General features: G+C 73.1%; 21 protein-coding genes. 12 read left to right on the forward strand and 9 right to left on the reverse strand.

Annotation, left to right across the window (positions count from 1 at the left end; all coding sequences use genetic code 11):
- Window positions 1-15: 15 nt before the first annotated feature.
- Both ACGFRF_RS16025 and ACGFRF_RS16030 read right to left on the reverse strand, forming a co-directional pair.
- The gene (locus ACGFRF_RS16025) at window positions 16-1,545 is read right to left on the reverse strand and encodes a hypothetical protein (protein ID WP_393740219.1); all 1,530 of its coding nucleotides are present in this window, start codon (window positions 1,543-1,545) and stop codon (window positions 16-18) included.
- A gap of 135 nt (window positions 1,546-1,680) precedes the next feature.
- Window positions 1,681-2,382, reverse strand: coding sequence for a GntR family transcriptional regulator (locus ACGFRF_RS16030; RefSeq protein WP_393740221.1), 702 nt, complete (start codon window positions 2,380-2,382; stop codon window positions 1,681-1,683).
- 127 nt (window positions 2,383-2,509) lie between these two features.
- On the opposite strand from ACGFRF_RS16030, the gene ACGFRF_RS16035 reads away from it, so the two are divergent.
- From ACGFRF_RS16035 to ACGFRF_RS16055, 5 genes are all read left to right on the forward strand, one after another.
- Window positions 2,510-3,829: an MFS transporter gene (locus ACGFRF_RS16035; RefSeq protein WP_393740223.1), complete on the forward strand. Its 1,320-nt coding sequence runs from the start codon at window positions 2,510-2,512 to the stop codon at window positions 3,827-3,829.
- A complete protein-coding gene (locus ACGFRF_RS16040; RefSeq protein ID WP_393740225.1) occupies window positions 3,829-4,662 on the forward strand; it encodes a putative hydro-lyase in 834 nt (277 codons plus the stop codon). The genes ACGFRF_RS16035 and ACGFRF_RS16040 overlap by 1 nt, the downstream gene beginning before the upstream one ends.
- Before the next feature lie 49 nt (window positions 4,663-4,711).
- Window positions 4,712-5,470, forward strand: a complete 759-nt coding sequence (locus ACGFRF_RS16045; RefSeq protein ID WP_393740227.1) for a LamB/YcsF family protein — start codon at window positions 4,712-4,714, stop codon at window positions 5,468-5,470.
- Complete coding sequence (locus ACGFRF_RS16050; RefSeq protein ID WP_393740229.1) at window positions 5,467-6,084, forward strand: allophanate hydrolase subunit 1; 618 nt, start codon at window positions 5,467-5,469, stop codon at window positions 6,082-6,084. Before ACGFRF_RS16045 ends, ACGFRF_RS16050 begins: the two co-directional genes overlap by 4 nt.
- A gap of 187 nt (window positions 6,085-6,271) precedes the next feature.
- Window positions 6,272-7,141, forward strand: a complete 870-nt coding sequence (locus tag ACGFRF_RS16055; RefSeq protein WP_393740231.1) for a biotin-dependent carboxyltransferase family protein — start codon at window positions 6,272-6,274, stop codon at window positions 7,139-7,141.
- Window positions 7,142-7,502: 361 nt separating this feature from the next.
- Here ACGFRF_RS16055 and ACGFRF_RS16060 read toward each other — a convergent pair whose 3' ends face one another.
- Both ACGFRF_RS16060 and ACGFRF_RS16065 read right to left on the reverse strand, forming a co-directional pair.
- Complete coding sequence (locus ACGFRF_RS16060; RefSeq protein WP_393740233.1) at window positions 7,503-8,921, reverse strand: HEAT repeat domain-containing protein; 1,419 nt, start codon at window positions 8,919-8,921, stop codon at window positions 7,503-7,505.
- 300 nt (window positions 8,922-9,221) lie between these two features.
- Entirely contained in the window at window positions 9,222-9,614 is a 393-nt protein-coding gene (locus tag ACGFRF_RS16065) for an ankyrin repeat domain-containing protein (protein WP_393740235.1), read from the reverse strand.
- Window positions 9,615-9,922: 308 nt separating this feature from the next.
- Here ACGFRF_RS16065 and ACGFRF_RS16070 point away from each other — a divergent pair, with 308 nt between their 5' ends.
- Window positions 9,923-10,117 (forward strand): hypothetical protein, encoded by a 195-nt coding sequence (locus ACGFRF_RS16070; protein WP_258781179.1) that lies wholly within the window; start codon window positions 9,923-9,925, stop codon window positions 10,115-10,117.
- A gap of 40 nt (window positions 10,118-10,157) precedes the next feature.
- A complete protein-coding gene (locus ACGFRF_RS16075; protein WP_393740236.1) occupies window positions 10,158-11,786 on the forward strand; it encodes a hypothetical protein in 1,629 nt (542 codons plus the stop codon).
- 522 nt (window positions 11,787-12,308) lie between these two features.
- Here ACGFRF_RS16075 and ACGFRF_RS16080 read toward each other — a convergent pair.
- Window positions 12,309-13,817 carry a PLP-dependent aminotransferase family protein gene (locus ACGFRF_RS16080; protein ID WP_393740238.1) on the reverse strand — a complete coding sequence of 503 codons (1,509 nt, stop codon included), beginning with the start codon at window positions 13,815-13,817 and terminating at the stop codon, window positions 12,309-12,311.
- 102 nt (window positions 13,818-13,919) lie between these two features.
- On the opposite strand from ACGFRF_RS16080, the gene ACGFRF_RS16085 reads away from it, so the two are divergent.
- The 4 genes from ACGFRF_RS16085 to ACGFRF_RS16100 all read left to right on the forward strand — a co-directional run bounded on the left by ACGFRF_RS16085 (window position 13,920) and on the right by ACGFRF_RS16100 (window position 17,404).
- Window positions 13,920-14,570 (forward strand): YitT family protein, encoded by a 651-nt coding sequence (locus ACGFRF_RS16085; protein ID WP_393740240.1) that lies wholly within the window; start codon window positions 13,920-13,922, stop codon window positions 14,568-14,570.
- Window positions 14,567-15,343 carry a glycerophosphodiester phosphodiesterase gene (locus ACGFRF_RS16090; protein WP_393740242.1) on the forward strand — a complete coding sequence of 259 codons (777 nt, stop codon included), beginning with the start codon at window positions 14,567-14,569 and terminating at the stop codon, window positions 15,341-15,343. Before ACGFRF_RS16085 ends, ACGFRF_RS16090 begins: the two co-directional genes overlap by 4 nt.
- Before the next feature lie 61 nt (window positions 15,344-15,404).
- Window positions 15,405-16,751: an MFS transporter gene (locus tag ACGFRF_RS16095; protein WP_393740244.1), complete on the forward strand. Its 1,347-nt coding sequence runs from the start codon at window positions 15,405-15,407 to the stop codon at window positions 16,749-16,751.
- 278 nt (window positions 16,752-17,029) lie between these two features.
- Window positions 17,030-17,404 carry an RNA polymerase-binding protein RbpA gene (locus tag ACGFRF_RS16100; protein WP_003977404.1) on the forward strand — a complete coding sequence of 125 codons (375 nt, stop codon included), beginning with the start codon at window positions 17,030-17,032 and terminating at the stop codon, window positions 17,402-17,404.
- Window positions 17,405-17,487: 83 nt separating this feature from the next.
- Here the strand turns inward: ACGFRF_RS16100 and fxsA are convergent, their stop codons facing one another.
- The 4 genes from fxsA to ACGFRF_RS16120 all read right to left on the reverse strand — a co-directional run bounded on the left by fxsA (window position 17,488) and on the right by ACGFRF_RS16120 (window position 21,562).
- The gene (fxsA, locus tag ACGFRF_RS16105; RefSeq protein ID WP_393740246.1) at window positions 17,488-18,039 is read right to left on the reverse strand and encodes an FxsA family membrane protein; all 552 of its coding nucleotides are present in this window, start codon (window positions 18,037-18,039) and stop codon (window positions 17,488-17,490) included.
- 68 nt (window positions 18,040-18,107) lie between these two features.
- Entirely contained in the window at window positions 18,108-18,902 is a 795-nt protein-coding gene (locus tag ACGFRF_RS16110; RefSeq protein WP_393740248.1) for a polyprenol monophosphomannose synthase, read from the reverse strand.
- 538 nt (window positions 18,903-19,440) lie between these two features.
- Window positions 19,441-21,045 (reverse strand): amidohydrolase, encoded by a 1,605-nt coding sequence (locus ACGFRF_RS16115; protein ID WP_393740250.1) that lies wholly within the window; start codon window positions 21,043-21,045, stop codon window positions 19,441-19,443.
- 76 nt (window positions 21,046-21,121) lie between these two features.
- The gene (locus tag ACGFRF_RS16120; RefSeq protein ID WP_067046457.1) at window positions 21,122-21,562 is read right to left on the reverse strand and encodes an Lrp/AsnC family transcriptional regulator; all 441 of its coding nucleotides are present in this window, start codon (window positions 21,560-21,562) and stop codon (window positions 21,122-21,124) included.
- A 244-nt stretch (window positions 21,563-21,806) separates the two neighbouring features.
- On the opposite strand from ACGFRF_RS16120, the gene ACGFRF_RS16125 reads away from it, so the two are divergent.
- A complete protein-coding gene (locus tag ACGFRF_RS16125) occupies window positions 21,807-22,241 on the forward strand; it encodes a hypothetical protein (protein WP_393740252.1) in 435 nt (144 codons plus the stop codon).
- Window positions 22,242-22,517: the final 276 nt, after the last annotated feature.

A 22,517-nucleotide genomic window follows, 5' to 3' on the forward strand; every position in this document is an offset into this window, starting at 1 on the left:
CGCGTTCTTGCTCACTCATGCTGCTTCCGTCCGGTCCGCCGCCATCCCCGCCGCGTCCAGCAGTGCCGTTCCCACGATCAGGTCGGCCCCGCCGAACTCGGGATCGTCCAGTTCGGTCCCGTCGTCCACGGCGAACAACAGCTTCTGCTCGCCCTGCCGGTAGGCGGTGCCGACGGCGGGGCTGGCCGCGTGGACGGCCAGCAGGGCCACGAGATAGGCCAGGTCGGGGTCGCCGGTCCGCCGGGCCTCGGCAAGCAGCCCCGACAACCTCCTGGGCGCGTCCGCCGGCAGGTCCAGCAGCTCCGTGGCGGCGGCCAGTTGTTCCTCGCTGAACCGGCTGTCGTCCGGCGTGGCGATGAGGTCCGGCTCCGGCATCTCCGCACCCAGGTGCTCCCGCTCCACCGGTGGCGTCAGCAGGATGTCGACGAGGTCGCCGACCCGCACCGACACCGGCGTCCGCAGCCCCGTGCCGTTGGCGAAGAAGGCGTCCGTGACCCGGATCGCGCGCTCCAGCGGCAACGGCAGGACGGGGGCGACGAGATGGCCGTACAGGTCGATCCCGGACGTCGTGGCCGGTGTGGCGAAGGCCTGCCGGTCCTGTTCGGCGCGGAACAGCGGGCCGGCCTCCAGCAGGCGCGACTGGAGCTGGGTGTGGCGCCGGATGCAGTCCTTGACGATGTCGACGAGTTCGGCGGCGCGGCGCTTGTGCCCGGGGTCCTCGCTCTCGTCGCGGGCCTTGCGGATGTTGGTGAGGATGGCGTTCTCGTGGCGGTAGCGCTCGGCGACGTGGTCGAGGGCCTCGGCGATCATGTCGGGTACGGCGCCCAGCCAGTCGACCGCGCGGACGTTGCGCCGGGTGGCGTCCAGGGCGCGGCGCAGGGTCTCGGAGTACTGCACCGTGCGGTAGCGGGCCTGTTCGGCGGCGAGCTGGGCGTCGGCGAGGCGGCCGCGGTTGATCAGCACCTCGAGCTTGACCTCGGCGGCGATCTGGGCGCTGGTGACGTCGGTGTCCAGGGCGCCGACCAGGACGTTGACCGCCTCGTCGGTGGTCCGCAGGTAGACCGTGCCGCCGGGGCCGGGGACCTCTTCGATCAGCTTGAAGTCGTAATCACGGCGGACGTAGCTGCCGTCCGGCGCGAAGGTGCCGTAGACGGCGCGGAAGCCGCGGTCGACGCTGCCGACGTTGATCAGGTTCTCCAGGACCCAGCGGGCCACGCGCTCGTGCTCGGCGGTGGGCCGGTGCGGGGCCTGGGCGGCGATGCGCGGGAGGAGCCGGGCCACGATCTGCTCGTGGTCGGCGCCGGTGTCGAAGTCCATGTTGAGGGTGACCAGGTCGATGGCGGCCAGCGCCACCTCCGCCATGCCGTACACCGAGTACTCACCGGCCAGGTTGGCCTTGCGCGCGTCGAGGTCGTGCAGCGGCGCGGTGCAGGCGAGCGCGCGCAGCCGACGCGCCAGCCCCTCGTCGGCGGCCGGGCCCGGAGCAGGGCGCGGCCCCGCGCTGAGCTGGGGCGGAACGCTGTCCGTCGATGCAGGCGAAGTCACGGTGCACAGACTAGGTCCTCGGTCTGACATGGACCCAAACGAGCGGCTCCGCCGGCTCGGCCGGGGGTGGGGCGTGTTCTCCCGGCGCGGGCCGTCCGGGGCGGGCCGCGGTTCCCCGCCCCCAAGGGCGGTCCCTCAGGGGGCGCCTTCCTCCCCGACCCGGCGCCGGTACACCTCGACGATCCGCTCCAGGGAGTCGGTGAGGTAGGTCTCCAGCAGCCGTTCCGCCGCGCGCCGGTCCCCGGCCTGGAGGGCCCGCAGGATCTCCCGGTTGCGGGCGAGGTACGGCTCGTGCAGCCGGCGCGGGTCGTCGACGACGTGGAAGGCCAGCCGCAGCTCGGCGAAGACGCTGCGCATCAGCTCGTCGGTGCGCTCGCTGCCGGCGAGGGCGACCAGCTCCTGGTGGAAGTGGATGTTGGCGGTACCCATCGCTTTCCAGTCATTCTCGACGGCCGCCGTGTCGCCCTCGGCGACCGCCGAGGCCAGTCCTTCGAGCGGGTAGGGCGGCTCGCCGAGACCCCGGACGACGGCGCACTCGACGAGGGAGCGCGTGCGGTAGATGTCCTCGACGTCCTCGACGGTCAGCACGCGCACGAACACGCCCCGGTTGAGTTCGTGTACCAGCAGGCGTTCGTGCGTGAGCAGCCGGAACGCCTCGCGCAGGGTGTTGCGGGAGACGCCGAGCGCGCCGCCGATGCTGTCCTCCGACAGGCGGGTGCCGGGCGGGAAGTACCCGTCGGCGATGCGGCTCCTCAGGATGTCCGAAACGCGCTCCGCCGTGCTGGTACGCCCCAGGAGGGCGCGGTCGTCGGCCAGTCCCGCCAGCTGCTCTGCCATGCCCGGAATTCAATCGCAGACACCGGGACGAAACAACGTAGGTATTGAAGGATCGTTGAACGATCCTCTACGGTGCTCCGCACGGCTCACTTCCCCGCACCCTCCGTCCCCCTTCTGCGAGGTGCCCATGAGCACGACCCCACCGCCCCAGTCCGCGCCCTCCGGAGTACGACCGACCCCGGCCGAACACACCGTCGAGGACGGCGCGTTCGGCTGGCTGCGCGCCCTCGGTCCACGCGGCCGGAGCGCCTTCGCCGGTGCTTTCGGTGGATATGCCCTGGATTCCTACGACTACTTCACGCTGCCGCTGAGCATGGTGGCGCTCGCGGCGTACTTCGGTCTGGACAGCGGTCAGACCGGCCTGTTCACCACCGTCACGCTGGTGGTCTCCGCGATCGGCGGTGCCGTGGCGGGCGTGGTCGCGGACCGGGTGGGCCGGGTCAAGGCCCTGATGATCACGGTGATCACCTACGCGGTCTTCACCGTGGCCTGCGGTTTCGCACCCGACTACGAGACACTGCTGGTCTTCCGCGCGCTGCAGGGCCTCGGTTTCGGCGGCGAGTGGGCGGTCGGGGCGATCCTGGTGGCCGAGTACGCGAGCGCGCGGCACCGGGGCCGTACGCTCGGCGCGATCCAGAGTTCCTGGGCGGTCGGCTGGGCGCTGGCGGCGATCGTCTACACGCTGGTCTTCTCCTTCGCCGGCGACGACATGGCCTGGCGGGTGATGTTCTGGACCGGCGCGCTGCCCGCGCTGCTCGTGGTGTGGCTGCGCCGCCGGGTGCACGACGCCCCCACGGCGACGGCGGCCCGCGAACAGGACCCCGCGCGGGGCTCGTTCGCGGCGATCTTCCGGCCCGGCCGGGACGGCGCCCCGGGCCTGCTGCGCACCACGGTCTTCGCGGGCCTGCTCTCCACGGGCGTGCAGGGCGGCTACTACACCCTGGCCACCTGGGTGCCGACCTACCTGAAGTCCGAGCGCGGCCTGTCGGTCGTCGGGACCGGCGGCTACCTGACCTTCCTGATCTCCGGCGCGTTCCTCGGCTACCTGACGGGCGGTCACCTCACCGACCGGCTCGGCCGGCGCAACAACATCTGGTTGTTCGCGCTGCTGTCGGCCCTGTGCATCCTGGCGTACGCGAACATCCCTGACGGCGCCAACACCCTGCTCCTGGTGCTCGGTTTCCCGCTCGGCTTCTGCATGTCGGCCATCTTCAGCGGCTTCGGCTCGTACCTGAGCGAGCTGTACCCGACGGCGGTGCGCGGCACCGGTCAGGGCTTCACGTACAACACGGGCCGCGCGGTGGGCGCGGTCTTCCCGACCCTGGTGGGCTTCCTCGCGGACAGCTGGGGCGTGGGCGGCGCCCTGGTCTTCGGGGCGATCGGCTACGGCCTGGCGGCACTGGCCCTGCTCGGGCTGCCGGAGACGCGCGGAAAGGAGCTGGCCTGATGCGGCACCGTACCGAGGACCGGCCAGTCGCCGCGGTCGACGAGCACGCGCACGCGTGGAGCCCGAGGATCGCGCGGGCCCGATTCCGCGAGGGCCTGGCCGGCCCCACGGCCGGGGTCGCGGCCGGCCACACGCAGGCCAACCTGATCGCGGTGCCCGCCGACTGGGCCTACGACATGCTGCTGTTCTGCCAGCGCAATCCCAAGCCCTGCCCGGTGCTCGACGTCACGGACACGGGTGCCGCGACGACCGTCCTCGCCGAGGGCGCCGATCTGCGCACCGATCTGCCGCGCTACCGCGTGTGGCAGGACGGCGAGCTGGTCGAGGAGCCCACGGACGCGCGCGCGTACTGGCGCGACGACCTGGTGTCGTTCCTGCTCGGGTGCAGCTTCACCTTCGAGTGGGCGCTGGCCCGGGCCGGGGTGCCGATCCGGCACGTCGAGCAGGGCCGCAACGTGCCGATGTACGTGACCGGCCGGGAGTGCCGTGCCGCGGGCAGGCTGCGCGGGCCGATGGTGGTGTCCATGCGCCCGGTGCCGCCCGAGCACCTGCGTGCCGCGATCCGGGAGAGCAGCCTGCTGCCGGCCGTGCACGGCGGCCCGGTGCACTGCGGAGACCCCGCGGCCCTCGGCATCGAGGACCTGGCCCGGCCCGACTTCGGCGACCCGGTGACCCTCGCCGACGGCGACATCCCGGTGTTCTGGGCGTGCGGGGTGACCCCGCAGGCGGCGGTGACGGCCTCCAGGCCGCCGTTCGCCATCACCCACGCGCCGGGCCAGATGTTCCTGACCGACGCCCGCGACGAGCAGTACCGGCTGGTCGGCCTCGACTGAGCCCGGTGACCCCGACGGACCACACGCGAACCGGAGACACGACAACACCATGACCGCGATCGATCTGAACGCCGACCTCGGCGAGGGCTTCGGCCGCTGGCGGCTGACCGACGACGACCAGCTGCTGTCCGTCGTCACCAGTGCCAACGTGGCCTGCGGGTTCCACGCCGGGGACGCGGCCACCATGCGCCGGGTGTGCGAACTGGCGGCCGAGCGCCAGGTGACGATCGGAGCGCAGGTGTCCTACCGGGACCTCGCCGGGTTCGGCCGGCGCGCGATGGACGTGCCGCCTGCCGAACTGGCGGCCGAAGTGGCCTACCAGATCGGCGCCTTGGAGGTGTTCGCGCGGGCCGCCGGGGCGCGCGTGGCGTACGTCAAGCCGCACGGCGCGCTGTACAACCGGGTCGTGCACGACGAGGAGCAGGCCCGCGCGGTCATCGACGGCGTGCTCCTCGCCGACGCCGCGCTGCCGGTGCTGTGCCTGCCCGGCTCGCGTCTGCTGGAGCTGGCCGCGAAGGCGGGGCTGCCGGCCGTCACGGAGGCGTTCGCGGACCGCGCGTACACCGACGAGGGCACGCTGGTCCCCCGCGGCCGGGACGGCGCCGTGGTGACCGACCCGGAGGCCGTGGTGGAGCGCTCGGTGAGTCTCGCGCGCTCCGGCGCGGTCATCGCGCACTCCGGCGCGCGAATCCAGGTGCGCGCGCGGTCGCTGTGTCTGCACGGCGACACGCCCGGCGCGGTGGAACTGGCCCGCCGGGTGCGCGCGCGGCTGGTGGCGGCGGGGGTGCGGGTGGAGGCCTTCGCGTGAGGGCGCTTCCCGTCGGCGACGACGCGCTGCTCGTGGAGGTGTCCTCGGGCGAGGAGGCGCAGGCCCTGCACGCGGAGCTGCTGCGGCGCCGTGCGGAGGGCTCGCTGACCGTCCGCGAGATCGTGCCCGCGGCCCGGACGGTCCTGCTCGACGGCCTGCACGACCCGGCCCGCTGGGTGTCCGAACTGACCTCCTCGAACGTGCCGCCGTCGCCCCCACGCGCGCGTGAGCTGATCGAACTGCCCGTGCGCTACGACGGCCCGGACCTCTCGGAGGTCGCCGCGCACTGGAACGTGTCCGAGGGCGAGGTCGCCCGCATCCACGCGGGCACCGCGTTCACGGTGGCCTTCTGCGGGTTCGCCCCCGGCTTCGGCTACCTCACCGGGCTGCCGACCCGCTACGACGTCCCGCGCCGGCCCACCCCGCGCACGGCGGTCCCGGCCGGTGCGGTGGCCCTGGCGGGCCCCTACACGGGCGTGTACCCGCGTTCCTCGCCGGGCGGCTGGCAGTTGATCGGCACGACCGACGCGGTCTTGTGGGACCCCGCACGGGTACCGGCCGCTCTGCTGTCACCGGGGACCCGCGTACGGTTCGTACCGGCGGAGGACGCATGACCGGGCCACGCGCGCGTACGCCGCGCACCCGCACAGCGCAGGCGACCGGCCACGCACGCGAGCCACGCGGACATGAACGTCGTACCTCCGGAGGACGCATGACCGGGCCACGCGCGCGTACGCCGCGCACCCGCACAGCGCAGGCGACCCGCCACGCGCGGGTGGGCGTCGTGCCTGGGGAGGGCGCATGACCGACCGTGCGCTCGTCGTCGTGCGCTCCGGGGCGTTGACCACCGTGCAGGACCGCGGGCGGCCGGGGTACGCGCATCTCGGCGTGCCCCGCTCCGGGGCGCTCGACCCGCCCGCGGCGGGGCTCGTCAACCGGCTCGTCGGCAACGCGCCGGACGCCGCCGTTCTGGAGACCACTCTCAACGGCTGTGCGGTGCGCCCCCGTTCCACGGTGACCATGGCGGTCGGCGGCGCGCCCTGTCCGGTCACGGTGGCCGGTCGGCCGGCCGCATGGGGCGCACCCGTCGTGGTGCCGGCCGGTGAGCTGCTGGAGGTGGGGGCGGCCACGGCCGGCGTGCGCAGTTACCTGGCCGTCTCCGGCGGCATCGCCGTCGAGCCGGTCCTCGGCAGCCGTGCCACGGACCTGCTGTCCGGCCTGGGTCCGGCACCGCTCGCCGACGGCACGGTGCTGCCGCTCGGCGCCCCGGCAGGGCCGCCCGCACGGGTGGACGGCGTCCCGCAGCCGCGGCCCCCGGCCTGCCTCTTGCTGCGGGTGACCCTGGGGCCGCGCGCCGACTGGTTCACGGCCGGGGCGGTCCGGGATCTGACCACGCGCGCGTACCGGGTCTCCTCGGCGAGCAACCGCATCGGCCTGCGCACCGAGGGCCCCGCGCTGCAGCGGGCCCGGCCCGGGGAGCTGCCCAGCGAGGGAATGGTCCTCGGCGCCGTCCAGGTCCCCCCGGACGGGCGCCCTGTGGTCTTCCTGGCGGACCATCCGACCACCGGGGGCTACCCGGTGATCGCGGTGGTCCGCGCCGCCGACCTCCCGGCGGCCGCCCAGGCGGTGCCGGGCACCCTAGTCCGGTTCGTACCGGTACGGCGGCGCTGAGCCGCGGCACCGTCGGGGCGCCCCGCGGCCGGGCCGCCGAGACCGCCGCCGACGCGTGAGCGCCGAGGCGCGTGGCCGCGCGGTTCGTCGCCGGGGAGGCGGTCCAGCTCTCGCGGCAGGTCCGCGCACCGCCGGGCCACCCGGCCGGTACCGGCTGGGTGGCCGGCCACCACGGGGCTCGCCGTCCGGCCGGAGCGGAGGACTCCGGACGTGGCCGCGTCGACCTAGGTCTTCCGGCGCGGCCCTGATCATCGAGCCGCGCACCCGAGCAGGTCGGACGGCCGTCATGGCCGCCTGGCCTGTGGGTCACCCCGTGTTCACCCGGCGGGCGGTCGTCCGCCCGGACCGTGTGCGGGAGGGGTCAGCCGGCGGCGATGTCCGGCCCGAAGCGGCTGCGTACCGCTGTCTGCACCTCGTCCTCCTCGGCCGGGTCGGCGGCCAGGCGGCGGAGTCGTTCCACCACCCGGGTGTCACCGGTCTCGGCGTGCCGGGCGGCGAGTTCGCGGGTGGTCTCCTCGCAGTCCCACAGGCATTCGACGGCGAAGCCGGCGGCGAAGGAGGGATCGGTGGCGGCCAGGGCTCGGGCGGCGCGCCCGCGGAGGTGGGAGGAGGCCGTCTCGCGGTAGACGTGGCGCAGCACGGGGGCCGCGCAGGAGATACCGAGGCGTCCGGCGCCGTCGACGAGGGTCCACAGGGTGGGTGCGTCGGGGCCCTCGCCCCGTACGGCCTCACGGAGGGCGCCGAGGACGAGATCGCTGTCCTGTGTGCCGCCGAGGCAGGCGAGCATGCGTCCGGCGGCGGCGCCGAGCGCGTCGGGGCGCTGGGCCCAACGGCGCGCGCGGTCGACGGCGGCGACGCTGCGCATTCGTTCGAAGGCGTCGACGGCCGCCTCCACGACGGGCGCCGTGCCATCGGTGACGGCGGTCTCGATCAGCTCGAGGGCGTCGGGGTCGTTGCTGTCGGCGAGGTAGCGCAGGGCGGTGCAGCGGGCTCCGTCCATGCCGTTCCGGGCGGCCTGGAGGATCTCGTGCCGGTCCTCGGGGCCGGCCACGGCGACCAGGCAGCGGGCGGCGGGCACGTGGAGGGCGGCGCCGCGCTCCATGCCCTGCTGGGCCCACTCGAACACGGCGCGCACGCTCCAGCCGGGGCGCGGGCCGGTGGGCCGCATCTGCCGCTGCCAGCGGTCGAAACAGCCCGTCTCCCTGGCGGCACGCACCCGCGTGGCGATCCATTCCCGCGGATCCTCGGCCCACAGCCGCCAGGGCCGCGGTTCGAAGGCGTCGCGTACGGCGGCGGCCAGTTCGGCCTCGCCCTCGGCATCGGCGGGGAAACGGGCCAGGACGGGGGCGGCGAGGGCGCGCAGGCCCGCGTCGTCGTCCCGCAGGGCCAGCTCGTCCAGGGCCCATGCCCAGTTGGAGCCGTGGGCGGCGTACCTGCGCAACAGTTCGAGCGCGTCGCTCCTGCCGTAGGAGGCGAGGTGCCCGAGGACGGCCAGGGCGAGGCCGGTACGGGACTCGTCGGTGTCGAGGATGTCCTCGGGGTCGAAGAGGTGCGCCTCGACGGCGTCCAGCTCACCGTTCAGGTCGAGGTAGAGCCGGGCGTAGTAGAGGGAGCGGTTCTCCACCTGCCAGTCGTGGCGGGGGTCGCGCAGCACGCAGTGGTTCAGGGCCGCGAGCGCTTCGGCGCGCGGGGCGGTGAGCGCGTGCAGCGTGCCGTCGCCACGGCCGCGCTGGAGCAGCCCGAGCAGCGTACCGCTGGGCGCTATGACCGGATCGAACATGGGAAACAGCCTCACATCAAGCGTCGACGCAACCGGGGAACACGCATTACCTGGCCGCGTGACACAACGTCGGAGCGCCCGCCGTCTCTTGCTTGCTGTAGACCATCTCTCTCTGCCTCTCGTCGGTGGCCCATGCGGACCGCATCACGGTCCGCGCGGTGCGGCAACACCTGCCCAGCCATCGCGTCCGTGAATCACGACGTCATGATGACCCGCGGTGTGTGCTGCCGCGACCGTATTTCCGGCGGCCCTTTACCGCCTCCCCCGTTTTCCGTGTCGTACCTGGTCAGGACGTTCGAGTCAGTTGACGCCGAACAGTTCCAGGAGTTCCGTCCTGCCGAACATCCGGGCCGTGTCGACGGCCGACGGCGTCCCCGCGGAGGGGTCGGCTCCGCCCTCCAGGAGGGCCTTGATCACTTGGGTCTCGCCCTTGAAGACGGCACCCGCGAGGGGGGTCTGACCACGATCGTTGATCCGGTTCGCCTCCGCGCCGTGGGCGAGCAGCGCGCGCACCGCGTCGGCGTGACCGTGGTACGCGGCGAGCATCACCAGGGAGTCGCCGCGGTCGTTGGTGAGGTTGGCCGGAACGCCCGCGTCCACGTACGCCACGAGCGCCTCGGTCTCGCCCTGGCGGGCCAGATCGAAGATCTTGGTCGCCAGCTCCACGACCTCGGGGTCGGGGGCTTCACTCATCGGCCGGACCGCCTCTCCTTCGAACTTCGGTGACGTCAGGGAGCGTACGGCAGTGAGCGGAACGCGGCCGTACGAGTGAATCGCCAGCGTACTGTCTCGCGCGGCACATGACCCGATGTGCCCGAGGTAAAGATCAGCAGCGGACCCAGCTGGAGGCAACAGCCCTGGTCAAGCGGGTCGGAGCGACTCCGCCGAGTGGGCGAAATCAACCATATTTCACCCAGTTGCACCTTTAATCGTATGGATACATCCTGTGATCCTGGAAGAACTCATGGTGACTGTCCCCTCTCGACACCAGGAGACCCGAAATGATCCTCTCCCTGTCAGGCGTCCTGCTGCTCGGCATCATCGTCTTCCTCTTCTTCCGGAAGGACGGCCTCAAAGGCTCGCACGCATGCACCTCGGCGCTGTTCGGCTTCTACCTCGCCAGCACGGGCATCGCCCCCAGCATCAAGGCCGGCGGCGAGAGCCTGGCGAGCCTCCTCGGCGGCATCAAGTTCTGACCCCGCCTGTCCCGCCCGTTCGCACCCACAGGAGACAGCAGTGGCCCGGCGCCCCCTCCCCCGCATTCTGAGCAAGGACAGCGCCCAGATCGCCCGGACGCAGCTCGCCCGGAGCCGGGAGCTGGCCCGGACGGCGGCCGACAGCGCCACCGACGTCCTCCACCCGCTGATCACCGTCTCGCGCGGGCTGCGGCGACTGGCCTCGGCCGGGCGGCGCAAGTGGGCGGACACACCCAAGGACAAACGCGGGCCACTGCTGTTCCTGGCGGCCTCCGTGGTCCTGGTCGTGGCGCTGGTGCCGTACGGGCCGCTGCTCGCCGTCATCACCGTGATGGCGGCGGCGGCCTGGCAGGGCCGCGACCGCACCCCGCCGGCGCCGGACGGGCCCGACGAGTCCCAGAGCGAACGGCTCCAGGCGCTGTACGAGGCCCTGGTGCCGTACTTCTCCAGCCCGGACGACCCCGCTCCGCTGTACGCGCACGGCGGGGAGTGGCAGAAGGCCTTCATCGCGCACGAGTTCGAGGACGGCGGGCGCATCGGTCACCTCGTGATCCGCTACCCCGCCTACTTCGCGGACGGCGAGCCCGAGGCCCGCGCCCGGATCGAGCAGTTGCTCACCGCGAAGGCCGGCCGGGGCCGCGAGTACCACTTCGCCTGGGAGGAGGAGGGCAATCAGCTCACCGTCACCGTCCTCGCCCCGCTGCCCAGCGACATCGCCGCCCAGCACTTCGTCACCGCGCCCGGCGAGACCGTGCTCGGCTTCACCGACCCGAGCGAGGTCCAGCGCACGCTTCCCCTCTCCTACGGAGAGGAACACCTCGACGTCCCGCCGGTCGTCTGGCGCACCGGCATCCGCTCCACCGAGCCGCACCTGCTGGCCATGGGCCACCCGGGCAGCGGCACCTCGACCCTGCTGCGCTGCATCGCCCTCCAGGCCCTGCGCCACGGCGACGTCCTGATCGTCGACGGCGGGGGCACCGGCGAGTACGCGTGCCTCACCGGCCGGGACGGTGTGCTGGCCGTGGAGTGCGCGCTCCCCGGGGCGCTGGCCAGCCTGGAGTGGGCCGCGCAGGAGACCGAGCGGCGGCTCATCGCGATCAACCTGGCCCGGCAGGCGGGCGACCCGCCGCCGGACGACACCCGACGGCCGCTGTGGATCCTGCTGGACCGCCCGAGCGTCTTCACCCACCTCGCGGCGACGGACGGCCGCAAGGATCCGCAGGGGTTGCTCCAGGTGCCGCTGCGGCACGGACGCGCGGCGAACGTGACCGTGGTGGTGGCCGAGCAGTTCGACAGCGCGGAGGCGCTCAGCGACGCGGTCCGGCAGCACACGCGCGCGCGTGTCGTGCTCGGCGCCGCGGCACCGCGGCAGGTGGAGGCGGTACTCGGGGTGCCGCCGCACACGACGCCGCCGGGGCATGTGCCACTGGGGCGGGGGTACGCCCGGCTGGGGTCGGGGCAGGTGCACCGGCTTCAGGTGCCCCGTACGCCTGATCCGTACGACGACGCGACCAGCGATGCCGATCGGCAGGCGGTGCTGGCGTTGCTGCCACCGCGGACCACTCCCGCGGACGCGGAGCCGACGCAGCCGACGCAGCCGACGGACATGACGAAGCCAGAGGCCGAGGCGGCACCCGTGGTCGCGGAGGCCGTGGCGGCCGAGAGCTAGCCAGGCACCCGGCGCCCCGGCCGGTCGGCGGGAGGCCAAGTACGGCCTGGGCGGACAAGGGTGGGTGTCGCTAACCCGCACCGCGGCGCACCGCCTTGGCCGCCCGGGGACGGGTGTCACTCACCCCCGCCCGCGGGCACCCCCCTGGCCGCACGGGGATCTGACCGGCCTGAGATGGGTGTCACCCACACACACCGGCGGCGCACCGCCCTGGCCGCCCGGGGCCGGGTGTCACTCACCCCCGCCCGCGGGGGACCGCCCGCCGCGCGGGACGGGTGTCACTCACCCCCGCCCGCGGGGCACCCCCCTGGCCGCACAGGGATGGGTGTCACGCACCCACCCCGGCGGGGCACCGCCTTGCTTGGGGCGGTGCCGCGGGTGCCCCCGGCTGCGCCGGCACGGGGCCGACGGTGCTGCAGTTCCCCAGGGGCGCGGGGAACCGTGCGACCAGCCCCCACCGGCCCCGCAGGTCGAAGCCGAAGCCGCGCACACCCGCTCCCCGAAGGGAGGATGCACCCGCGTCTACGCGACGAACGTCCGCGGAGCCTCCGTGCCGCCCGTCATCCCGTTCTCCACCAGCCGAGCCGCGGCGGCGAGCCGGACCGCCGCCTCCTCCGCCACCGCTCCCCCGACCGTGAACGGAAGGCGGACGTAGCCCTCGAAGGCGCCGTCGACGCCGAAGCGAGGGCCGGAGGGGACGCGGACGCCCACCCGCTCGCCCGCCTCCGCGAGGCGGGAGCCGGACAGCCCACCGGCGCGCACCCACAGGGTCAGACCGCCCTGCGGAACCTCGAACTCCCAGGTCGGCAGTTCGCGCCGGACCGCCTCCACCAACGCGTCCCGGTTCTCCCGGGCCTGGGCGCGCCGCAGCTCGACCGCCTGTGCCCAGCCCCCGGTGCTGAACAGCCAGTTCACGGCGAGCTGTTCCAGCACCGGCGTGCCCAGGTCGGCGTACGCGCGCGCGGCGACCAGGCTGCGGATGACGTCCGGCGCCGCGCGGACCCAGCCGATCCGCATGCCCGCCCAGAACGCCTTGCTGGCCGAGCCGACCGTGATCACCGTGGAGCCGGCCGGATCGAAGCCGCACACCGGGCGGGGCATCGCGCCGTCCCCGAAGTCCTCGTCCAGCCAGAGTTCCGACATCGTCTCGTCGGCGACGAGGACCGTGCCCGCCGAGCGGGCCGCGTCCACCAGCCGGCGCCGCTGGTCCTCGTCGGCCAGCGCGCCGGTGGGGTTGTGGAAGTCGGCGACGACGTAGGCGATGCGGGGGGCGGCCTCCCGCAGGACCTGGCGCCAGCGGTCCATGTCCCAGCCGGACAGGCCCCCGGCCATCGCGACGGGTACGAGTCGCGCGCCCGCCTCCCGCATCAGCTGGAGGATGTTGGCGTAGGACGGCGACTCCACGGCGATGCGCTCGCCGCGGCCCGCGAAGAGGTGACAGATCGCGTCGATGGCGCCCATCGCGCCGGTCGTCACCATGATCTGCTCGGGCATCGTGGGGATCCCGCGAGCCGTGTAGCGCTCGGCGATCATCGAGCGCAGGGCCGGCAGCCCGGCCGGGTAGTCGCCGTGCGTGTGGGCGTACGGAGGCAGCTCTTCCAGGGCACCCTGTACGGCGCGGGTGAGCCACGGCTCGGGGGCCGGGAGCGAGGCGCAGCCCAGGTCGATCACCGAGCCCAGGGCTTCCGGGGGCAGCGGTTCCAGGCCGCGGGCGGGGATCGGGTTGCCCGCCGGTACGGCGGTCCAGCTGCCCGCTCCGCGCCGGGACTCCAGGAAGCCCTCGCTGCGCAGCGCCTCGTAGGCGGCCGCGACCGTGGTGCGGCTCACGGAGAGGGCCAGGGCGAGTTCCCGCTCGGCGGGGAGCCGGGCGGCCACCGGGACGCGGCCCTCGAGCACCAGCAGCCGGATGCCGTCGGCGAGGGCGCGGTAGGCGGGCGGGCGGCGGGTGCCGGGGCCGGCGGGCCGTTCCTGCTGGGAGGTGAGGAGCCGGGCGAGCTGCGCCGCTCCCACCGCCGAGGTCCACTGCGCCATGACGATCAGTCCACCTTCCCCGAATTGGCCATGGATGGCGAGTCATCCCAAGCCACAGAGTGTCATGCATCAGGCCACCGCCACCACCCAGGGGGGTATGTCGTGTCCACTCGGGACCGTCTCGGACGACGATTGATCCAGCTGTACACCGGACTCGCGCTGTACGGCGCGAGTTCCGCGCTGCTCGTGGAGGCGGGCCTCGGCCTGGAGCCGTGGAACGTGCTGCACCAGGGGCTCGCGGAACTCACCGGGCTGACCATCGGCGTGGTGTCGATCGTCGTGGGGGCGGCGGTGCTGCTCCTGTGGATCCCGCTGCGCCAGCGCCCGGGGCTGGGCACGGTCTCCAACGTCTTCGTCGTCGGCCTCGCCATGGACGGCACGCTCGCCCTCGTTCCGGAGTCCCACTCCCTCGCCGTGCGGATCCCGCTGCTGCTCGCCGGGATCGTGCTGAACGGCGTGGCGACGGGTCTGTACATCGCCGCGCGCTTCGGTCCGGGTCCGCGCGACGGGCTGATGACGGGCCTGCACCGGCGCACCGGCCGCTCGATCCGGCTGATGCGGACGGTGGTCGAGGTGGCGGTGGTGGTCACCGGCTTCGTGCTCGGCGGCACCATCGGGGTGGGCACCGTGCTGTACGCCGTGTCCATCGGTCCGCTGGCCCAGCTGTTCCTGCGGGTCTTCACCGTCCCGGCGGCATCGGGCGGCACGGTCGTTGCCGCCGGGACACCGGAGGGAGCGATACTGCGTACGTGACCCTCACGACACCGCCCGTACGGCACCCGTACCTCGACCACCCGGGCCCCATCGCCTTCGCCCACCGGGGCGGGGCCGCCGACGGGCTGGAGAACACCGTGGCGCAGTTCCGGCACGCGGTCGAACTGGGCTACCGGTACATCGAGACCGACGTGCACGCCACGGCGGACGGCAGGCTCGTCGCCTTCCACGACGCGTCCCTGGACCGGGTCACCGACGGCGTGGGCCACATCGCCGACCTGCCGTGGGAGGACGTACGGCAGGCGCGCGTCGGCGGCCGCGAACCGGTGCCGCTGTTCGAGGAGTTGCTGGAGACCTTCCCCGAGGTCCGCTGGAACGTCGACATGAAGGCGGAGCCCGCGCTGCGCCCCCTGCTCGAGCTGGTCGAGCGCATGAACGCCTGGGACCGGGTCTGCGCGGGTTCCTTCTCCGAGGCGCGCGTGCTGCGGGCCCAGCGCCTGGCGGGGCCGCGCCTGGCCACCTCCTTCGGCACCCGTGGGGTGCTCAACCTGCGGTTGCGCTCCTGGGGGCTGCCGGCCGCGGTACGCCGGTCGGCCGTCGCGGCGCAGGTGCCCGAAGCCCAGTCGGGCGTCCCCGTGGTCGACCACCGTTTCGTCCGTGCCGCCCACGCGCGCGGGCTGCAGGTGCACGTGTGGACGATCAACGAGCCGGAGCGCATGCACCGGCTCCTGGACCTGGGGGTCGATGGCATCATGACCGATCACATCGACATGTTGCGCAAGGTCATGGAGGACCGCGGCGTCTGGGTCTGACCGCCCGGGCCCACCGGACCGCGCCTTCGCACGGCACTTCGGCGGGGAAGCGAGGGCACGGGTGGGCACCGACACCGTGCGCACACAGGCCGCGGACGAGACCGCCGGTCTCCGACGCGAGCAGCGCGGCTGGTACTTCTACGACTGGGCGTGCTCGGTCTACTCGACGAGCGTGCTCACCGTGTTCCTCGGCCCGTACCTCACCTCGGTCGCGGAGAACGCCGCGGACGCCGGCGGCTATGTGCACCCGTTGGGCGTCCCGGTCCGGGCGGGCTCCTTCTTCGCCTACTCGGTGTCCCTGTCGGTGATCCTGGCCGTGGTCGTGATGCCCCTCGTCGGCAGCGCGGCCGACCGTACGGGCCGCAAGAAACCGCTGCTCGCGGCGGCGGCGTACACCGGGGCGGCCGCGACCACGGGCATGTTCTTCCTCGACGGCGACCGGTATCTGCTCGGTGGGGTGCTGCTCCTCGTGGCCAACGCGGCGCAGTCCGTCGGGATGATGCTCTACAACTCCTACCTGCCGCAGATCGCCCCGCCCGAGCAGCGCGACGCGGTCTCCTCCCGGGGCTGGGCCTTCGGCTACGCGGCGGGCTCCCTGGTCCTCGTGGCCGATCTGGTCCTGTACTCGGCGCACGACTCCTTCGGCCTGTCCGAGACGGCCGCGGTCCGCGTCTGCCTGGCCTCGGCGGGCCTGTGGTGGGGCGCCTTCACGCTCGTACCGCTGCGCAGGCTGCGTGACCGGCACGCGCGCGTGGAGCGCGCCACGGCGCCGGGGCGGCGGCAGCTCGCGGCGACGGTCCGGGACATGCGCCGGTATCCGCTGACCCTGGCGTTCCTGCTGGCGTACCTGATCTACAACGACGGCATCCAGACGGTGATCTCGCAGGCCTCGGTCTTCGGCTCCGAGGAGCTGGGGCTCGGGCAGTCGACACTCATCGGCGCCGTGCTGCTGGTGCAGGTGCTCGCCGTGGCCGGGGCGCTGGCGATGGGGCGGCTGGCCCGGACGTACGGCGCGAAGCGGACGATCCTGGGCTCACTGGTGGCCTGGACGGTGACGTTGGCCGCCGGGTACTTCCTGCCCGCGCAGGCCCCGGTGTGGTTCTTCGTGCTGGCGGGCGGGATCGGGCTGGTCCTCGGCGGCAGCCAGGCGCTGTCCAGGTCGCTGTTCTCGCATCTGGTGCCGCCGGGCAAGGAGGCCGAGTACTTCTCGGCCTACGAGATGAGCGATCGCGGAATGAGCTGGCTCGGGCCGCTGCTGTTCGGCGTGACCTACCAGCTGACCGGGAGCTACCGCGACGCGATCATCTCGCTGGTGGCCTTCTTCGTCCTCGGCTTCGCCCTGCTCGCCCGGGTGCCGGTACGGCGTGCGATCGGCGAGGCGGGCAATGCGGTTCCGGAGAGGATCTAGCACCGATTTAGCGTTCAACACGAAAGGGCGGTAGTGTACGCGTTTGGCCTGCCAGGCGTACCGTTACTGCGCGTCAAAGATGCCGAAACGCTGGGTGACATCTGCTAGCAGATGTGACAAACCGGGCGCCTGTGGGTAGAACAAGGGGCGGCTACGACGGCGACGCATGACCCGGAACGGGACTCGGAACGGGAATCTTTACCGCCGACCGGACGTTGACCGGATGACGACGACAGCGACACCTGTCCTGTGGGCGACAAGCCCGGGAGGCACGATTCATGAGTGAGCGAGCTCTTCGCGGTACACGCCTCGTAGTGACCAGCTACGAGACGGACCGCGGTATCGACCTGGCCCCGCGCCAGGCCGTGGAGTACGCATGCGAGAAGGGGCACCGTTTCGAGATGCCCTTCTCGGTCGAGGCGGAGATTCCGCCGGAGTGGGAGTGCAAGGTCTGCGGGGCCCAGGCACTCCTCGTTGACGGCGACGGCCCTGAGGAGAAGAAGGCCAAGCCCGCGCGTACCCATTGGGACATGCTGATGGAGCGGCGCACCCGTGAGGAGCTCGAAGAGGTCCTCGAGGAGCGCCTGGCGGTTCTGCGCTCGGGGGCGATGAACATCGCGGTTCATCCTCGGGACAGCCGTAAGTCCGCATAACCGACTCCGCATACGAGTAACCGCGGGCGCCGTACGTGCATGCACGTACGGCGCCCGCGGTTTCGTGTGCGTGCCGGACGCGGTCAGCGCGTCAGCGGCGGCCGCTGGTCCCCCGCCTCCGGGCGGTCCTCCCGGATGACCTCCCCCTGCACCACCTTGCCGTCGGGGCGGTGGATGCGGGCCTGCTGGAAGGCGTCGCCCAGGCTGCCGGGAGCGGCGGTGCGGAGCCTCTTGGCCAGGGCGTTCTCGGTGTACCGGCTCACCGCCTTCTGGACCGGCGGAAGCAGCAGGAGCAGACCGGCCGCGTCCGAGACCAGGCCGGGGATGATCAGCAGCAGGCCGCCGAGCATCATCAGGCCGTTGCCGCCCCCGCGCTCGGGCGAACCGCCCCGCTGCAGCGCCTCGTTGAGACTCTGGAAGGCGCGGCGGCCCGCCCGCTTGATGACCACGGAGCCGGCCACCAAGCCCGCGACGAGAAGCAGGAACACGGTGAGCCCGCCCGTCGCGCCCGCGACCAGGGTCAGCAACCAGATCTCCAGCACCAGCCACGCGGCGACACCCAGGGGCAGATACCTGCGCAGCCGGGAGCGCCGGGGCCGGGCGGTGTGCGCAGAGGTCGGAGCGCCAGTCGTCATGCTCCCAGTGTGCCTGGGAGCGGCTCAGCGCGGGATAAGGGGTGGATCAATAGGAGCTGTGCGGGGCGCTAGGCCTGCTTGTCCTTGCCGGTGATCTTGCCGACGCGGTCGCCCACACCCCAGGCGGTGACCCGCCACAGCGCCTCGACGAGGATGTCCTTGCTCATCTTGGAGTCGCCGAGTTCGCGCTCGACGAAGGTGATGGGCACCTCGACCACGTGGTAGCCGGCCTTGACCGCGCGGCGGGCCAGGTCGACCTGGAAGCAGTAGCCCTGCGAGGCGACCTCGTCCAGACCCAGCCCCTCCAGGGTCTCGCGGCGAAAGGCGCGGTAGCCGCCGGTGATGTCGCGCAGCGGCAGGTCGAGGGCGAGGCGGGAGTAGAGGCTGCCGCCGCGGGAGATGAACTCACGGGACTTGGGCCAGTTCACCACCCGGCCGCCGGGCACCCAGCGGGAACCGAGCACCAGGTCGGCACCCTTGAGGGCGGTGAGCAGGCGGGGCAGTTCCTCGGGCTGGTGGGAGCCGTCGGCGTCCATCTCGATCAGCACGCCGTAACCGCGCTCCAGGCCCCAGCGGAAGCCCGCGAGGTAGGCGGCGCCGAGACCCTCCTTGCCCTTGCGGTGCAGCACCTGGACGTGGTCGTCCTCGGCGGCCAGTTCGTCGGCGAGCTTGCCGGTGCCGTCCGGGCTGTTGTCGTCCGCGATGAGTACGTGCGCCTCGGGGACGGCCTCGCGTACCCGGCCGACGATGGTCTTGATGTTCTCGGCCTCGTTGTAGGTCGGGATGATCACCAAGGCCGTGCCGAGCGGACCGAACTGCCTCCCCTGGGCCTTGGCCGCGAGGGTCCCGTCGCCGTCGTTCACTGCTGCCCCTTCATGTTGTACGCAGGGATCCACCATAGTGGCCGCGGCCTGGGATGACGTGCCGACTCGTTCGACTGCCGGTGTCGATTCCCCGGGAGTGGGGTAAGAAAACCTGTTTCGGCACCTGCGTTCCGCGGCGGATGGGGGCCCCGGCGCCCTTCGGGCCGACCTGGGACCCGCTGGCTGCGGATCGACCGAAAGCCGTTGTCTACTGAGCGCCCGGGCCCCACCCGGGTCACACCTTGCCGACCGGCCGGAACGATCGCTCGTCGGCGCGGGCGCTGAGCCTGGCTCCCAGCGACGGTGCCCCGGTGCGGCACACCGTCCCTGACCCAGCGGGCGCTGCGACGAGTTGCGTGAACACTCCCCGGTCGGGCGTCCGGTGGTGGACTCGGCCGAACCTACCGGCCCCCGGCCGCCGACTGTCAACAGCCCCCTGATCTGCAAGGACACGGGCTCCACGGCGGTGTGCCGAGAGGATGCGCAGGTGGGGCGACGGGGCGGCCGGGGAAGATCACCGCCGCGCCACCCCGGGAGATCACTCGCCCGGCCGTACGAACACCGTCCGTCCGCCCACGACGGTGCGCAGGCAGACCGGCAGGTCGCGGCCCGGGGTGAGATCGGGCAGGCCGGGGGTGCCGGAGCGCGGGTCGGTGGACCAGCGCGCCACCCGGTCGTCGGGGGCCTGGACGATCAGCTCGTCGGTGCGCCAGACCGCGTAGTCGGCGGGTGCGCCGGGGACCAGGACGCCCGCGTCGTCCCGGCCGACGGCCCGCCAGCCGCCGCGCGTGTGCGCGGTGAACGCGGCGCGGACGGAGACCCGGTGCTCGGGCGTGTGGTGGAAGGCGGCGGCCCGGACCGTGCCCCAGGGGTCGAGCGGGGTGACCGGGCTGTCGGAGCCGAAGGCGAGGGGCACACCGGCCCGCAGCAGAGCCGCGAAGGGGTTGAGGGTGCGGGCCCGCTCGACGCCCAGGCGCTGGGCGTACATGCCGTCCTCGCCGCCCCACAGTGCGTCGAAGGCGGGCTGCACGGAGGCGATCAGGCCCAGCTCGGCAAAGCCGGCGACGGTCTCCGGGGTGAGCATCTCGGCGTGCTCGACGCGGTGCCGGGCGGCGCGGACGCGGGCGAGGCCGATCTTCTCGGCGGCGGCGCGTACACCCTCGACGACGGCGGTCACGGCGGCGTCGCCGATGGCGTGGAAGCCTGCTTGCAGGCCCGCCTCGGTGCAGGCGACGACATGGGCGGCGACGGCGTCGCAGTCCAGGTAGGCGGTGCCGGTGTGGCCGGCGTCGGCGTACGGCTCGTGCAGGCAGGCGGTGTGCGAGCCGAGGGCGCCGTCAGCGAAGAGATCGCCCGCGGCGCCCGAGGCGCCCAGGTCCCGTGCCTTGCGGACGTCCTGTTCGGCCCAGTAGCCGACGACACGGGGGCCGGGGACCTCGGCGGCGAGCTCGAGCAGGCCGGTGAAGTCGTCCTCGGAGGAGATCTGCGGACCGCCGCACTCGTGCACCGAGCCGATGCCGAGGGAGGCCGCATGCGCGAGGGCGGTGCGCTGGGCCTCGGCCCGTTGGGCGGGGGTGATGGCGGCGAGGGCGGCCTCGCGCACGAGGTGATGGGCGTCCCGGGTGAGCGGGGCGTCCTCACGCGGCACGTCCCCGGGGATCAGGTCGAGCAGGGCGGTGGTGACGACCGCAGAGTGGACGTCGATACGGGTGAGGTACAGGGGACGGCCGCTGGTGGCCTCGTCCAGTTCGGCCCGTGTGGGCGGACGGCCGCCGGGCCAGCGGGCGGCGTCCCAGCCGTGGCCCAGCAGGACCCGGTCGCCGGGGCGGGCGGCGGCGAACTCGCGGACCAGGGCGAGGGCCGCCTCCAGGGAGGGGGCGCCGGACAGGTCGAGGCCGGTCAGGGCGAGGCCCGTGGCGGTGGTGTGCACATGGGCGTCGGTGAAGGCCGGCGTGACCAGGGCACCGTCGAGGTCGATCACCTCGTCCACACCGTCGGCGAAGGCGTCGGCGGCACCCTCGGAACCGACCCAGGCGACCTGGCCGCGCTCCACCACCATCGCGGTGGCGAAGGGGTCGGCGGGGCTGTGCACCTCCCCGCGGCGCAGCAGGACGGTGTCGGGCTCGGCGGACTGCTCACTCATGACGGACAGTCTCTCGCGTGCGCGGGGCACGCCGGGCACCGGGGCGGCGCGTCCCGGGCCGCGGGTCGCGCCGGGCTCAGATCTTCGGCGGGCGCGCCTCGTACGGCGTCGAGAGGACCACCGTCGTCCGCGTGGAGACCCCGGCCAGGGAGCGCAGGCGGGCCAGCAGTTCCTCCAGTTCGTGCGGGGTGGCCACGCGCACCTTGAGGATGTAGTTCTCGTCGCCGGCGACGCTGTGGCAGGCCTCGATCTCGGGGACGCCGGCGAGCCGGTCCGCGATGTCGTCGGGGGCGCTGGGGTCGAACGGTTTCACCGAGATGAACGCGGTGAGCGGCAGTCCCACGGCCTCGGGGTCGACCACCGCGGCGTAGCCGCGGATGACGCCACGCTGTTCGAGCCGGCGCACCCGCTGGTGCACGGCCGACGTGGACAGGCCCGTGGCCTTGCCCAGGTCTGTGTAGCTCATCCGCCCGTCCTTGACGAGCAGCTGCACGATCTGACGGTCCAGCTCCTCCATGGCGCCAAAACCTACAGGGCGCTTGATCTCTTCGGATAGCCGAGAGCGCAGGTCATGGCCGGTTCGATACAAAAAGCACCGAACCGGTCTCCCGATGAGCATCTGCGCGCGGCATGTGACGAACACCACACGCCTCGAACGCGCTCCGTGATGTCCTCGTGATTACCGCCGAGACCGGACGGGAAGTGCTTGCTGTGGTCGAGGCCGCAGCGCCGTCACGGCCCAGCCTTAGGGGGAGAATCCCATGCAGAGTGTTAAGCGCCCTGGTCGATCCGCGTCCAAGCGGCAGCAGCCGGTCGTCGAGTCCGTGCCGGAGGGCGTCGAACCCGACGCCTTCGAGGACGAACTGGACGCCTACGACACCTTCGAGATGTACCGGGTGATCTGCCCGGACTGCGCGCAGCCGATCGCGCTGCTGGCGGACGAGGAGGTTCTGCCGGAGCACGCGCTGTGCGCGTCACCGTGGAACCCGTTCGGGCTCACGGTCTGTGCGGGTACGGGCCGTGCGGCGGCCGACGCCCGCCCCGCGGACGAGTCCTTCACACCGCAGGAGCAGGACACCGCCCTGCTGCTGACGCTCCCCCAGGGCCTGAACTGGCGGACGCAGCCCTTCTCGCACGTCGGCGGCCCGGGCTCGCGCCCGATGCGCGTACCGGCGATGCGCCGCCAGGCCGCCTGAGCCGCTCCACGGCAGGCCCGGCCCCGGCCCGGCAACCGTCCTGCACCACGACGCGCAGCCTGTCGTGGTGCAGGATCAGTGTGTCCGGGGCCTGTCCGGGGCCGAGGACGAGCACGCCGCGGCCCGGGTGGTCGAGGACGTGGAAGACGCAGCGGTCGCCGGCGTTCCCGTCACCGGTCGCCACGTGCTCCATGGACAGCGCCGCGCGGTGCACCGGGTACGCGTTGGAGCGGTACCAGACGGTCGTCGGCCACGGACGCCCCGTGGGCGTCGGTA

Source organism: Streptomyces sp. NPDC048521, from assembly GCF_043199855.1.
GTDB lineage: Bacteria > Actinomycetota > Actinomycetes > Streptomycetales > Streptomycetaceae > Streptomyces.

Coding starts and splice junctions, on each gene's coding strand:
- ACGFRF_RS16030 (WP_393740221.1), bottom strand. CDS start 2,382: ATGGCAGAGCAGCTGGCGGGACTGGCCGACGACCGCGCCCTCCTGGGG.
- ACGFRF_RS16035 (WP_393740223.1), top strand. CDS start 2,510: ATGAGCACGACCCCACCGCCCCAGTCCGCGCCCTCCGGAGTACGACCG.
- ACGFRF_RS16040 (WP_393740225.1), top strand. CDS start 3,829: ATGCGGCACCGTACCGAGGACCGGCCAGTCGCCGCGGTCGACGAGCAC.
- ACGFRF_RS16045 (WP_393740227.1), top strand. CDS start 4,712: ATGACCGCGATCGATCTGAACGCCGACCTCGGCGAGGGCTTCGGCCGC.
- ACGFRF_RS16055 (WP_393740231.1), top strand. CDS start 6,272: ATGACCGACCGTGCGCTCGTCGTCGTGCGCTCCGGGGCGTTGACCACC.
- ACGFRF_RS16060 (WP_393740233.1), bottom strand. CDS start 8,921: ATGTTCGATCCGGTCATAGCGCCCAGCGGTACGCTGCTCGGGCTGCTC.
- ACGFRF_RS16065 (WP_393740235.1), bottom strand. CDS start 9,614: ATGAGTGAAGCCCCCGACCCCGAGGTCGTGGAGCTGGCGACCAAGATC.
- ACGFRF_RS16070 (WP_258781179.1), top strand. CDS start 9,923: ATGATCCTCTCCCTGTCAGGCGTCCTGCTGCTCGGCATCATCGTCTTC.
- ACGFRF_RS16080 (WP_393740238.1), bottom strand. CDS start 13,817: ATGGCGCAGTGGACCTCGGCGGTGGGAGCGGCGCAGCTCGCCCGGCTC.
- ACGFRF_RS16100 (WP_003977404.1), top strand. CDS start 17,030: ATGAGTGAGCGAGCTCTTCGCGGTACACGCCTCGTAGTGACCAGCTAC.
- fxsA (WP_393740246.1), bottom strand. CDS start 18,039: ATGACGACTGGCGCTCCGACCTCTGCGCACACCGCCCGGCCCCGGCGC.
- ACGFRF_RS16115 (WP_393740250.1), bottom strand. CDS start 21,045: ATGAGTGAGCAGTCCGCCGAGCCCGACACCGTCCTGCTGCGCCGCGGG.
- ACGFRF_RS16120 (WP_067046457.1), bottom strand. CDS start 21,562: ATGGAGGAGCTGGACCGTCAGATCGTGCAGCTGCTCGTCAAGGACGGG.
- ACGFRF_RS16125 (WP_393740252.1), top strand. CDS start 21,807: ATGCAGAGTGTTAAGCGCCCTGGTCGATCCGCGTCCAAGCGGCAGCAG.